Below are 12,642 nucleotides of genomic sequence, written 5' to 3'. Positions count from 1 at the left end.
GCAAGCCCCCTCGCCACAAAGGGCTGTGTACGACTCTTAAACGGCATCCCTCGGCAACATCAACCCCAGCGGCAAGCGCACCCGCGCTTCCAATCCACCGCCTGCACGGTTGCGCAGCTCGACATTGCCACCGTGCATCGAAGCAATCCGCTTCACAATCGCCAGGCCCAACCCGGTGCCCTTGCCACCCCGGGCACGATCACCTCGGGTGAATGGGTTGAAGATCGCTTCCAGCTCCGACGGATCGATACCGGCGCCACGGTCCATGACGCTCAGCACCACGTACGGTGCGTTCACATCCCCAGACACATACGCCGCCACTTCCACGCCATTGCCGGCGTGGTGCAGTGCATTGCCGATCAGGTTGTTCAGCAAGCGTTTCATCGACACCCGACGCAACGGAAACGGCTGGATCGGCTCCAGACGCAGGCGCACTTTCTCTTCGTTCTGGTTGTACGGTGCGGCCACTTCGCGAACCAGATCGCTCAAGTCCACTTCTTCCACCGACTCATCCCGTCCATCGCGAATGAACGCCAGGAACTGGTCGAGAATCGCGTCCATGTCCTCGATGTCGCGGACCATATCGTCCGTGAGGTCGTTGTGGTCACCCATCAATTCCAAAGACAGGCGCAAACGGGTCAAGGGCGTGCGCAAGTCATGGGAAACCCCGGCCAGCATCAGTTCGCGCTCGCGACCGGCCTGCTCGACGTCTTCAGCCATCTGGTTGAAGGCGCGATAAACCTCGGTCATTTCACTCGGCGTATCGCTGATCGGCAGGCGCACACTGCGACCTTGGCCGAGTTGCCGTGCCGCGTAGACCAGACGTTTGAGCGGTTGGTTGAGCTGGCTGACGAAAATCCACGCCGACGCGGTGGACAGCAAACCAATGGCAAGAAACCAGCCCAGTACGTTCCAGATTTTCTGACCGCGCAATGGGTGCGGATACAACGGCACTTTCAGCCAGCCATCACCCAGGCTTGGCGCCCGGACCCACAGCGCCGGTGGTGAATGCATGCGTAACCGGACTTCGGTGTCGGCCCCCAACTCGGCCTGCATCTGCCGCTGATAGATCTCGCTGTAGGGCCAGTGCTGTTCGCCCTCCGGCACGCCAGCACCCACCACCCGGATCAGGGTCGCGGCTTCGGCAATCTTGTCGCGGTTGTTTTCATCGGCGGCCCAATAGGCGCGCAGCGTCAGGGCGACGCCGTGGCTGTACTGGCGGTCCACCAGCACGTCTTCGTTCATCAACAGGTAAACCAGGGTCAGCGCCTTGGAAAACAGAACGACGATGAGCACCAGCCAAAGGGTGCGGGAGAAAAAACTCTGGGGGAACCAAACCGGGGTTTTCATGGATAACCGTTACATACTTGCAGGAGCGAGCGATGCTCGCATATTGCGGATCGCGAGTCTGCGGGCAAGGCCAATTGACCTGTCACCCGCACGACCCGCTCCTACAAATCGCCGATCACTTGGTGGCGGCGCCATCCGGAACGAACACGTAACCCACGCCCCAGACAGTCTGGATGTAACGCGGCTTGGACGGATCGGGTTCGATCATCCGGCGCAGACGGGAGATCTGCACGTCGATGGAGCGCTCCAGAGCATCCCACTCGCGGCCACGGGCCAGGTTCATCAACTTGTCGCGGGTCAACGGCTGGCGGGCGTTCATCACCAGGGCCTTGAGCACCGCGAACTCACCGGTGGTGAGCATGTGCACTTCTTCGCCGCGCTTGAGTTCGCGGGTGGCCAGGGACAGTTCGTAGTCACCGAAGGTCACGCTTTCGTCTTCGCTGCCGGGCGCGCCCGGCACCGGAGCCGACTGACGACGCAGGACGGCTTTGACACGGGCCATCAGTTCATCGGGGTTGAATGGCTTGGCCAGATAGTCGTCGGCACCCAGTTCCAGGCCCTTGATGCGGCTCAGCTCATCGCCCTTGGCGGTCAGCATGATGATGGGAATCTGATTGTTCGCGCCGCGCAGGCGGCGGCAGGCAGTCAGGCCGTCTTCGCCAGGCAGCATCAGGTCGAGGACGACCAGGTTGAACACTTCGCGTGCCAGCAGGCGGTCCATTTGCTCGGTGTTCGGTACGGCGCGGGCGCGGTAGCCCTTGCTGACGAAGAAACGCTCCAGCAGGCTGCTGAGGCCCGGATCGTCATCAACAATAAGAATTTTTTCGCCTTCAGCAATGTTTGCAGTGCTGCTCATTAGATGCTCCTTTTAGCTCGGCGCGCATTATGGCGTAGCTGCCGTTATACGCACCGTGTGCATTGTTAGCAGATTTTTCCTTTATCGCCAGAAAACCGGCCACCGAAGCCGCAGCCGGCCGATGCCCCCGAATGCCGGAACGCTGGTTATAATGCGCGGCCTTTTGTGTCAGGCAACATCAGACAGGTACTACAGACGGGCACCGTTTTTATTTCAGGGTGCCGGCAGTCATTGTTCGATTTCACGGGTCAACGGGATACCTTTGATCCAGGCAGCGGCGCAGGCCAGGCCGCTCAACCAGACTCGCCAGGGCCCTAACTCTGCGCCTGCGAGCCTGCTTTCACAATTTGTCAGGTGGTTTTATGGACAGCATCAACAGCCGCATCGCCGAGGAACTCGGTGTACGCCCACAACAGGTCGAAGCGGCCGTCGCGCTACTCGATGAGGGCTCTACCGTTCCCTTCATCGCCCGTTACCGGAAAGAAGTGACCGGCAGCCTCGATGACACCCAGTTGCGTCATCTGGAAGAGCGTCTGCGCTACCTGCGAGAACTCGACGAACGGCGCATCAGCATCCTGGCCAGCATCCAGGAGCAAGGCAAGCTGACCCCGCAACTCGAGCGCGATATCAAACTCGCCGACACCAAGACCCGCCTCGAAGACCTGTACCTGCCGTACAAGCAGAAGCGCCGCACCAAGGGCCAGATCGCCCTGGAAGCCGGCCTCGGCGAGTTGGCTGACGGTCTGTTCAACGACCCGACCCTGAGCCCGGAAACCGAAGCCGCCCGCTTCATCGACGCGGAAAAAGGCGTGGCCGATGTGAAGGCCGCGCTCGAAGGCGCCAAGTACATCCTGATGGAGCGTTTCGCTGAAGACGCCGGCCTGCTCGACAAGCTGCGCAGCTACCTAAAGCAGGAAGCCACCCTCAGTGCCCGCGTTATCGCCGGCAAGGAAGAGGAAGGCGCCAAATTCCGTGATTACTTCGAACACGACGAACCGCTGAAAAGCATGCCGTCGCACCGTGCGCTGGCGATTTTCCGTGGCCGTAACGAAGGCATTCTCAGCTCCGCGCTGAAAGTCGGCGACGAATTGCCGGGCACCATGCACCCGTGCGAAGGCATGATCGGCCAGCAATTCGGTATCCAGAACCAGAACCGTGCCGCCGACAAATGGCTGGGCGAAGTGGTGCGCTGGACCTGGAAGGTCAAGCTCTACACCCACCTGGAGACTGATTTGCTGGGTGAGCTGCGCGATGGCGCGGAAACCGAAGCGATCAACGTGTTCGCCCACAACCTGCACGACCTGCTGCTGTCGGCCCCGGCCGGCCCGCGCGCGACCCTGGGCCTCGACCCGGGCCTGCGTACCGGGTGCAAGGTCGCCGTGGTCGATTCCACCGGCAAGTTGCTCGATCACGCCACGGTTTACCCGCACGTGCCGCACAACAAGTGGGACCAGACCCTCGCGATTCTTGCCGCCCTGTGCGCCAAGCACTCCGTGGACCTGATCGCCATCGGCAACGGCACCGCCAGCCGTGAAACCGACAAGCTCGCTGCCGAGCTGATCAAAAAATATCCCGCCATGAAGATGACCAAAGTCATGGTGTCCGAGGCCGGTGCATCGGTTTACTCGGCGTCGGAACTGGCGTCCAAGGAATTCCCCGATCTGGACGTATCGATCCGTGGCGCGGTATCGATTGCCCGTCGCCTGCAGGACCCGTTGGCGGAGCTGGTGAAAATCGATCCGAAATCCATCGGTGTCGGCCAGTATCAGCACGACGTGTCGCAGCTGAAACTGGCGCGCGGCCTGGATGCGGTGGTCGAAGACTGCGTGAACGCCGTCGGCGTGGACGTAAACACGGCTTCGGTGGCGCTGCTGGCACGGATCTCCGGCCTCAACGCGACCCTGGCGCAAAACATCGTCAGCCACCGCGACGAACACGGCGCGTTCAAAACCCGCGCGGCGCTGAAGAAAGTCGCACGTCTGGGTGAGAAAACCTTCGAACAGGCGGCCGGTTTCCTGCGTGTCATGAACGGCGAAAACCCGCTGGATTCGTCGGCGGTGCACCCGGAAGCCTATCCGCTGGTGCAGCGCATTGCCGCTGAAACCGACCGTGACATCCGTTCGCTGATTGGCGATGCCGCGTTCCTCAAGCGCCTCGATCCGAAAAAGTACACCGACGAAACCTTCGGTTTGCCAACCGTGACCGACATCCTGCAAGAGCTGGAAAAACCGGGTCGTGACCCGCGTCCCGAGTTCAAGACTGCCGAGTTCCAGGAAGGCGTCGAGGACCTCAAGGACCTGCAACTGGGCATGATCCTCGAAGGCGTGGTGACCAACGTGACCAACTTCGGCGCGTTCGTCGACATCGGCGTGCATCAGGACGGTTTGGTGCACATCTCCGCGCTTTCGGAGAAGTTCATCAAGGATCCACGGGAAGCGGTGAAGGCCGGCGACGTGGTGAAGGTGAAGGTCATGGAAGTCGACATTCCGCGTAAACGCGTGGGCCTGTCGATGCGCATGAGCGACACCCCGGGCGAGAAAATCGACGGTGCTCGCGGCGCGCGTCCGGGGTCGGCACCGCGCCAATCCCAGAACACCGCACCGCGCAAGGAAACCACGGCGGCGGCTCCGGCCAACAACGCCATGGCTTCGCTCTTCGCCAACGCCAAGCAGTTGAAGAAACGTTGATGGAGGTCCCTGCCGGGTACACCGAAAGCGCTTTTTTCAAGCTGCTGGGCTGTCGCCTGCACAGCCTGGAAACCGGGGTGGCGCAAGTCGCCCTGGTGCTGGAACCGGCGCTGCGCAATCGCGCCGGCAAGCTGCACGGCGGGGCCTTGTTCAGTCTGGTGGACATTGCCATGGGGCTGGCCTGTTCCAGCACCCACGGCTTTGACCGGCAGAGTGCGACCATCGAGTGCAAGATCAACTACATCCGCGCCGTCGCCGACGGCGAGGTGATGTGCACGGCGCGGGTGATCCACCCGGGGCGGCGCACGCTGGTGGTCGAGGCCGACGTGATGCAAGGCGACAAACTGGTCGCAAAAGCACAAGGCACGTTCGCTGTCCTGTAGCTACCGGTCATCATTTTGAGTTAATTTCAGCAATAGCCCTCTGTGGGAGCGAGCCTGCTCGCGAAGGCGGTGGCTCAGTCGGCGACAATGCTGACTGATCCACCCTCTTCGCGAGCAGGCTCGTTCCCACAGGGGGTTACTGCAATCCGTGATTGACCGATTCAGTACGGCATGAAAACCAGGCGAAAACGCCAGTTTCAACTTCACCCTTGTAGACCGTCTTGCCCACCCCCATATTGGGGCGACTGACGCGTGAAGGAATCCAACTTGAGCGAACTTCTCAACCGCCGCCTGGCCCTGCTCGGCGAGCGCGCTAACCTCTCTCTGCTCGAACAGTGCCTTCACGGCATCGAACGTGAATGCCTGCGCGTGACCGATGAAGGTCGCCTGGCGCAAACGCCGCACCCGGAAGCTTTGGGTTCCGCGCTGACCAATGAACAAATCACCACCGACTACTCCGAGTCGCTGCTGGAATTCATCACTCCGGCCCTGCCCGATCCTGCCGATACGCTGGCGAGCCTGGACAGCATTCACCGCTTTGCCTACAGCAAGCTCGGCAACGAGTACCTGTGGAGTCCATCGATGCCGTGCCCGCTGCCGGCCGAGGCAGATATCCCGATCGCCTATTACGGCACCTCCAACATCGGGCAGCTCAAGTACGTGTACCGCAAGGGCCTGGCTCTGCGTTACGGCAAAACCATGCAGTGCATCGCCGGGATTCACTACAACTTTTCCCTGCCGGAAAAGCTCTGGCCGCTGCTCAAGGAAGCTGAAGGTTTTGTCGGCACTGACCGCGATTTCCAGTCGTCGTCCTACATCGCCCTGATCCGCAACTTCCGCCGCTACAGCTGGCTGCTGATGTACCTGTTCGGTGCCTCGCCAGCGCTGGATGCCGGTTTCCTGCGCGGTCGTTCGCATCAGCTGGAACAGCTGGATCCGGACACCCTGTATCTGCCCTACGCCACCAGCCTGCGCATGAGTGACCTGGGTTACCAGAGCAACGCCCAGGCCGGCCTGACACCGTGCTACAACGATCTGATCAGCTATACCGACAGCCTGCGCAAGGCAGTCGCCACGCCGTATGCCCCATACGTCGAAGTCGGCACGCACAAGGATGGTGAGTGGGTGCAGCTCAACACCAACATCCTGCAGATCGAAAACGAGTACTACTCCAACATCCGCCCGAAACGTGTGACCTACTCCGGTGAGCGGCCGATTCAGGCGTTGATGGCCCGAGGCATTCAGTACGTCGAAGTGCGCTGCCTGGACATCAACCCGTTCCTGCCGATGGGTATCGACCTCACCGAATCGCGTTTCCTCGACGCCTTCCTGCTGTATTGCGCGCTCAACGACAGCCCATTGCTGACCAACACCAGCTGCGGCAATGCCACCTCGAACTTCCTCAGCGTGGTCAAGGAAGGTCGTCGTCCGGGCCTGCAATTGCAGCGCGACGGGCAACCGGTCGACCTGAAAGAGTGGGCGGAGCAATTGCTCGAAAACATCGCGCCACTGGCGGCGTTGCTGGATCAGAGCCACGGTGGTGATGCGCACAGCAAGGCGCTGGATGCGCAGCTGGCCAAGGTTCAGGATCCGTCCCTGACGCCATCGGCGCAGGTGCTGGCGGCTATGGCCGAGCACAAGGAAAGCTTCGCTCAGTTTTCCCTGCGCCAGAGCCAGGCCCATGCCGAGTTTTTCCGTAGCGAGCCGTTGCCGGTTGAGGAACAGGCGAAGTTCGAAGAGCGGGCGCGTTCGTCGCTGGCTGAACAGGCTGAGCTGGAACAGAACGAAGTCGGCGATTTCGATGTGTTTGTCGGGTCGTATCAGGCAAGCATCCTGGCGATCAGCAACTAACCTCTATCCCCTGTGGCGAGGGAGCTTGCTCCCGCTCGGCTGCGCAGCAGCCGCAAAATCAGACGACCGAAGAATTTGATTGTCTGGAATGGGAGTCCTTCGGCCTTCAGCGGAAGCAAGCTCCCTCGCCACAAAAGCGATCTGGTTCTTAGAATTTTCCGCTCATAAGCTCATTCTAAAAAGTTATTTATTTTTGGATTCTTAGATCATTTAGTCTCCTTTCACGCCGACTCTCGTCCGCCTGACAAGGAGCTTCCCGATGAAACTGCATTTTCCTCTTCGCCTGCTGGCGGCCGCGTCATTGGCAGCAGCCAGTTTGTTTGCCCAGGCGGCCGACGTTACTGTCGCTTACCAGACCACCGTTGACCCGGCGAAAGTCGCCCAGGCCGACGGCGCTTATGAAAAAGCCACCAAGGCCGACATCAGCTGGCGCAAGTTTGATAACGGTGCCGACATCATTGCCGCCATCGCCTCCGGCGACGTACAGATCGGCTATCTCGGTTCCAGCCCCCTGACCGCTGCCATCACCCGTAAAGTGCCGGTGGAAACCTTCCTGATCGCCACCCAGATTGGCGCTGCCGAAGCCTTGGTCGCGCGTGACGGCTCCGGGATCAAGACGCCACAAGACCTGATCGGCAAGAAAATCGCCGTGCCGTTCGTTTCCACCGGCCACTACAGCCTGCTCGCGGCGCTGAAGCACTGGAACATCGACCCGTCGAAAGTCACCGTCCTCAACCTCGCACCACCAGCGATCATTGCTGCGTGGAAGCGCGGGGATATCGACGCCACATACGTTTGGGACCCGGCCCTCGGCGTGGCCAAGGAAAACGGCAAAGTGCTGATCACCTCCGGTGAACTGGCCAAGTTCGGTGCGCCGACCTTCGATGCCTGGATCGTGCGCAAAGACTTCGCCGAGAAGCACCCGGACATCGTCACCGCGTTCGCCAAAGTGACCCTGGATGCCTACGCCGATTACCGCAAAGACCCGAAGGCCTGGCTCGCCGATCAAAGCAACGTCGACAAGTTGGTAAAACTGTCCGGCGCCAAGGCCAGCGACATTCCGCTGCTGCTGCAAGGCAACGTCTACCCGCTGGCGGCTGACCAGGTAACCAGCCTCGGCGCACCGACCACCAAAGCCATCACCGACACTGCCGTATTCCTCAAGGAACAAGGCAAGGTCGAAGCCGTGCTGCCGGACTACGCCCCTTACGTCAGCGCCAAGTTCATCACCAACTGATCGGGAGTTAACCGCGATGGCCTTGCTACAGCTGGAGCGCATCAGCGCACAGTACCCCGGTGCAGCAGAACCTGTGCTGGCGGATATTTCCCTGACCCTGGGGCCCCAGCAGCTGCTGGTCGCCCTCGGCCCGTCCGGCAGTGGCAAGACTTCGCTGTTAAACCTGATTGCCGGCTTCGTCGAACCCAGCGCCGGGCGTATCACTCTCGATGGCGTGCCGGTCAAAGGCCCGAGCGCCGAGCGCGGCGTGGTGTTCCAGGACGACGCCCTGCTGCCGTGGCAGGACGTGCTGGCCAACGTCGGTTTTGGTCTGGAACTGGCGGGCATCGCTCGAGACAAACGCGAAATCCGCGCCCGGGAGATGCTCGCACTGGTCGATCTTTCCGGTTTTGAAAACCGCCGGATCTGGCAACTCTCCGGCGGCCAGAAACAGCGTGTTGGCCTGGCCCGCGCGCTGGCTGCCGATCCTCGCGTGTTGCTGATGGACGAACCCTTCGGCGCCCTCGACGCCTTCACCCGCGAGCAGATGCAAGAGCTGTTGCTGCAAGTCTGGCGGCGCACGGCCAAGCCGGTGTTCCTGATTACCCACGACATTGAAGAAGCGGTGTTCCTCGCCACGGACCTGATTCTGCTGGCGCCGAATCCTGGGCAAATCGTCGAACGTCTGAGCCTGGATTTCGGTCAGCGCTACGCCGCCGGTGAGTCGGCACGCTCGATCAAGTCCGACCCACGCTTTATCGAAACCCGCGAACACGTCCTCGCCAAAGTGTTCTCCCAACGCCGCGCCGCGCCACGGCAGGAGCACGCATGAGCAGCTACGAAATTCCCGCCGCAGCGGTAAAGGCAAGCTCCACGGTCATTCCCGTACGCCGCCGTTTGAGCACGCGCTGGATCAGCGTGCTGACACTGGTCGCGCTCGTTGCCATTTGGTGGGCTGTCACCGCCACTGGAGTGATCGAACCGTTGTTCCTGCCGCCACCGTCCGCCGTGCTGCAAAAAGGCTGGCTGCTGGCGACCAGCGGCTACATGGATTCGACCCTGTGGCAGCACTTGGGCGCGAGTCTCAGCCGCATCGGCCTGGGCCTCGGCTTCGCCGTGCTGACCGCCGTGCCGGTGGGCATCGCCATCGGCGCCAACCGTATTGCCCGGGGCGTGCTGGATCCGCTGATCGAGTTCTACCGCCCTATTCCACCGCTGGCCTACCTGCCGCTGATCGTAATCTGGTGCGGCATTGGTGAGTTGTCGAAAGTGCTGCTGATCTACCTGGCGATTTTCGCCCCGATTGCCATCGCCACCGCTACCGGTGTGCGCACGGTCGACCCGGCGAAATTGCGCGCTGCGCAGTCGTTGGGTGCCACCCGCGCGCAGTTGATTCGCCATGTAATTCTGCCGAGTGCCCTGCCGGACATTTTGACTGGCGTGCGTATTGGCCTCGGCGTTGGTTGGTCGACTTTGGTCGCCGCCGAGTTGATCGCCGCCACCAGCGGCCTGGGTTTCATGGTGCAGTCGGCCGCGCAATTCCTGGTCACCGATGTGGTGGTGTTGGGGATTCTGGTGATCGCGCTGATTGCCTTCGCCATGGAGATGGGCTTGCGCAAACTGCAGCGCAAACTGGTGCCGTGGCACGGCCAGGCTCATTGATGAGTGAATAAACCTGTGGGAGCGAGCCTGCTCGCGATAGCGGTCCATCAGTCAACGTTGTATTGCCTGCCTCACTGCAATCGCGAGCAGGCTCGCGCCCACAAAAAGCACACCTCGGATTGAAGAAATCACCATGAGCCACCTGACCATCGTCCCCCTCAGCTACGCCCTCGGCGCACAGATCAGCGGCGTCGACATCAGCCAGCCACTGAACCTGGAACAACGCGACGCCATCGAACAAGCACTGCTCAAGCACCAGGTGCTGTTCTTCCGCAACCAGCCAATCACACCGCAGCAGCAAGCGCGATTCGCCGCGAATTTCGGCGATCTGCACATTCACCCGATCTACCCGAATGTGCCGGAGCAACCAGAAGTGCTGATCCTCGACACTGCCGTCACCGACGTGCGCGACAACGCGATCTGGCACACCGACGTGACCTTCCTGCCGACCCCGGCCATGGGCGCGGTGCTCAGCGCCAAGCTGTTGCCGGAGTTTGGTGGCGATACGCTATGGGCCAGCGGCATCGCGGCGTATGAAGCCTTGTCGGCGCCGCTCAAAGCCTTGCTGGAAGGGCTGACCGCCACTCACGATTTCACCCGTTCATTTCCACTGGAGCGCTACGGCAACACGCCCGAAGCGCTGGCCCAGTGGGAGGAAGCACGACGCAAGAATCCACCGCTATCGCACCCGGTAATCCGCACACATCCGGTGAGCGGGCGTCGCTCGCTGTTCGTCAACGAAGGCTTCACTTCGAAGATCAATGAACTGTCGGAAGCCGAGAGCGAAGCGATTCTGAAGTTCCTGTTCGCCCATTCCACGCGCCCGGAATTCACCATTCGCTGGCGCTGGCAGAAGGATGACATCGCGTTCTGGGACAACCGCGTGACCCAGCACTACGCGGTGGATGACTACCGCCCGGCCCGGCGAGTCATGCAGCGGGCGACGGTGTTGGGAGATGTGCCGTTTTTTCGCTGATTTTTTGTTTCCATTTCTGGCCCCATCGCTAGCAGGCTAGCTCCCACAGGAGGAATGCATTCCAATGTGGGAGCTAGCTAGCCTGCTAGCGATAGCCATGTAACAGACGCCGGGTAATCCAGCGCCGAACTCTTACTCCGCCGTCGAAGGCTTCTCCCAAAGATTGATCCCGCCCTCTTGGGCAAACCGGTCAATCTCCGCCAGTTCCTCTGCGCTGAAACTCAAATTCTTCAACGCCCCGACGTTCTCGATAATCTGCTCCGGCCGGCTCGCGCCGATCAGTGCCGAAGTCACGCGCGGGTCGCGCAGGGTCCACGCCAGCGCCAGTTGCGCCAGGCTCTGGCCGCGACGTTTGGCGATCTCATTGAGCGCACGCACGTGGGCAATGTTGGCTTCGGACAAATGCGAAGCCTGCAACGAACCACCGCCCGGACGATTGACCCGCGCATCCGCCGGTACACCGTTGAGGTACTTGTCGGTGAGCAACCCTTGGGCCAGTGGCGTGAAGGCAATGACGCCAGTGCCGAGTTCGTCAGTGGTATCGAGCAGGTCCTTTTCCACCCAACGATTGAGCAGGTTGTAGGCTGGTTGATGGATCAACAGCGGGACTTTCCACTCGTTGAGCAGCGCCGCCATTTCGCGGGTTTTCACGCCGGAGTACGAAGAGATACCGATGTACAACGCCTTGCCCTGCTGCACCGCCGTGGCCAATGCGCTGGCGGTTTCTTCCAGCGGCGTGTCCGGGTCGAAGCGGTGCGAGTAGAAAATGTCGACGTAATCCAGACCCAGGCGCTGCAAGCTCTGGTCAAGACTGGCCAGCACGTATTTGCGTGAACCGCCGCCCTGGCCGTAAGGACCGGGCCACATGTCCCAACCAGCCTTGCTGGAGATGATCAGTTCGTCGCGGTACTGCTTGAAATCTTCTCGCAGCAAACGGCCGAAATTGATCTCGGCGCTGCCGTACGGCGGGCCATAGTTGTTGGCCAGGTCGAAATGGTTGATGCCCTGGTCGAATGCCGTGCGCAACAACGCGCGCTGGGTGTCGATCGGCGTGCTGTCGCCGAAGTTGTGCCACAGGCCCAGGGACAGCGCCGGCAGCACCAGACCGCTACGGCCTACGCGGCGGTAAGGAATGGCGTCATAGCGGTTTTCGGCAGCGGTGTAAGTCATCGAATCCTCTCTTGTCTGTCTTGAATCTGGTATCGACTGTTTCGCCAGTCGCCCAGCATACGCCCAGACAAATGCCAAAAAACCCCGGATTCGACCAATTGCTGAAACGTTTCACACTTCTTTCGAAAAACCCTATGCCGACAACTCGCGCAATACTAACGCCGGTTTAAGCTGCCATGGAGGCATGTTGAACGCCTCAAAAGCAGCACCCACTGGAGGAAATCCACCATGCACACCACGATCATCATCACCTTCGGCCTGATCCTCCTGGCGCTGATGCTCTACATCGGCGAGAAAATCGGCTTCAGCCGTCAAATCCTGGCCTACAGCTTTATCGTGCTGTGGCTGGCGCTGACGTTGATCAACGGCGCAGTCGGCATCGTGCATGCCGGCCAGCCGTTGGGTACTGAACTGGTGGTAGGCAGCGCCGTGTTCGGTATCCCGGTGGCGGCGCTGGTGTTGTTCATGGTGCTGACCAGCGAGACATGAAA

At 61.0% G+C, this 12,642-nt stretch carries 11 protein-coding genes; 8 read left to right on the top strand and 3 right to left on the bottom strand.

The features are described from left to right. Positions 1–36: 36 nt before the first annotated feature. Both M5G20_RS06685 and ompR read right to left on the bottom strand, forming a co-directional pair. Positions 37–1,350, bottom strand: a complete 1,314-nt coding sequence (locus M5G20_RS06685; RefSeq protein WP_273918475.1) for an ATP-binding protein — start codon at positions 1,348–1,350, stop codon at positions 37–39. Positions 1,351–1,465: 115 nt separating this feature from the next. Next, entirely contained in the window at positions 1,466–2,206 is a 741-nt protein-coding gene (gene ompR / locus M5G20_RS06680; protein ID WP_020795794.1) for an osmolarity response regulator transcription factor OmpR, read from the bottom strand. Between the two features lie 362 nt (positions 2,207–2,568). On the opposite strand from ompR, the gene M5G20_RS06675 reads away from it, so the two are divergent. The 7 genes from M5G20_RS06675 to tauD all read left to right on the top strand — a co-directional run bounded on the left by M5G20_RS06675 (position 2,569) and on the right by tauD (position 10,981). Beyond that, the gene (locus tag M5G20_RS06675) at positions 2,569–4,893 is read left to right on the top strand and encodes a Tex family protein (protein ID WP_273918474.1); all 2,325 of its coding nucleotides are present in this window, start codon (positions 2,569–2,571) and stop codon (positions 4,891–4,893) included. Further along, the gene (locus M5G20_RS06670; RefSeq protein ID WP_273918473.1) at positions 4,893–5,276 is read left to right on the top strand and encodes a PaaI family thioesterase; all 384 of its coding nucleotides are present in this window, start codon (positions 4,893–4,895) and stop codon (positions 5,274–5,276) included. The genes M5G20_RS06675 and M5G20_RS06670 overlap by 1 nt, the downstream gene beginning before the upstream one ends. Positions 5,277–5,543: 267 nt before the next feature. After that, positions 5,544–7,127, top strand: a complete 1,584-nt coding sequence (gshA, locus tag M5G20_RS06665) for a glutamate--cysteine ligase (protein ID WP_273918472.1) — start codon at positions 5,544–5,546, stop codon at positions 7,125–7,127. A 259-nt stretch (positions 7,128–7,386) separates the two neighbouring features. Further along, positions 7,387–8,364 (top strand): taurine ABC transporter substrate-binding protein, encoded by a 978-nt coding sequence (gene tauA / locus M5G20_RS06660; protein WP_150735944.1) that lies wholly within the window; start codon positions 7,387–7,389, stop codon positions 8,362–8,364. Positions 8,365–8,380: 16 nt separating this feature from the next. Continuing rightward, positions 8,381–9,175 (top strand): taurine ABC transporter ATP-binding subunit, encoded by a 795-nt coding sequence (gene tauB / locus M5G20_RS06655; protein ID WP_273918471.1) that lies wholly within the window; start codon positions 8,381–8,383, stop codon positions 9,173–9,175. Then, positions 9,172–10,005, top strand: a complete 834-nt coding sequence (gene tauC, locus M5G20_RS06650; RefSeq protein WP_273918470.1) for a taurine ABC transporter permease TauC — start codon at positions 9,172–9,174, stop codon at positions 10,003–10,005. Before tauB ends, tauC begins: the two co-directional genes overlap by 4 nt. 133 nt (positions 10,006–10,138) lie before the next feature. Then, positions 10,139–10,981 (top strand): taurine dioxygenase, encoded by an 843-nt coding sequence (gene tauD / locus M5G20_RS06645; protein WP_273918469.1) that lies wholly within the window; start codon positions 10,139–10,141, stop codon positions 10,979–10,981. 132 nt (positions 10,982–11,113) lie between these two features. Here tauD and mgrA read toward each other — a convergent pair whose 3' ends face one another. Further along, on the bottom strand, positions 11,114–12,151 hold the full coding sequence (mgrA, locus tag M5G20_RS06640) for an L-glyceraldehyde 3-phosphate reductase (protein WP_273918468.1): 1,038 nt from the start codon (positions 12,149–12,151) through the stop codon (positions 11,114–11,116). Between the two features lie 228 nt (positions 12,152–12,379). Between mgrA and M5G20_RS06635 the strand changes: the two genes are divergently transcribed. Then, positions 12,380–12,640 (top strand): hypothetical protein, encoded by a 261-nt coding sequence (locus tag M5G20_RS06635; protein WP_273918467.1) that lies wholly within the window; start codon positions 12,380–12,382, stop codon positions 12,638–12,640. Positions 12,641–12,642 lie beyond the last annotated feature (2 nt).

The sequence above is a fragment of the Pseudomonas sp. TNT2022 ID1044 genome, assembly GCF_028656895.1.
Lineage (GTDB): Bacteria > Pseudomonadota > Gammaproteobacteria > Pseudomonadales > Pseudomonadaceae > Aquipseudomonas > Aquipseudomonas reinekei.
This window is presented reverse-complemented; position numbering and strand designations above follow the sequence as displayed.

Coding starts and splice junctions, on each gene's coding strand:
- M5G20_RS06685 (WP_273918475.1), bottom strand. CDS start 1,350: ATGAAAACCCCGGTTTGGTTCCCCCAGAGTTTTTTCTCCCGCACCCTT.
- ompR (WP_020795794.1), bottom strand. CDS start 2,206: ATGAGCAGCACTGCAAACATTGCTGAAGGCGAAAAAATTCTTATTGTT.
- M5G20_RS06675 (WP_273918474.1), top strand. CDS start 2,569: ATGGACAGCATCAACAGCCGCATCGCCGAGGAACTCGGTGTACGCCCA.
- M5G20_RS06670 (WP_273918473.1), top strand. CDS start 4,893: ATGGAGGTCCCTGCCGGGTACACCGAAAGCGCTTTTTTCAAGCTGCTG.
- tauA (WP_150735944.1), top strand. CDS start 7,387: ATGAAACTGCATTTTCCTCTTCGCCTGCTGGCGGCCGCGTCATTGGCA.
- tauB (WP_273918471.1), top strand. CDS start 8,381: ATGGCCTTGCTACAGCTGGAGCGCATCAGCGCACAGTACCCCGGTGCA.
- tauC (WP_273918470.1), top strand. CDS start 9,172: ATGAGCAGCTACGAAATTCCCGCCGCAGCGGTAAAGGCAAGCTCCACG.
- tauD (WP_273918469.1), top strand. CDS start 10,139: ATGAGCCACCTGACCATCGTCCCCCTCAGCTACGCCCTCGGCGCACAG.
- mgrA (WP_273918468.1), bottom strand. CDS start 12,151: ATGACTTACACCGCTGCCGAAAACCGCTATGACGCCATTCCTTACCGC.
- M5G20_RS06635 (WP_273918467.1), top strand. CDS start 12,380: ATGCACACCACGATCATCATCACCTTCGGCCTGATCCTCCTGGCGCTG.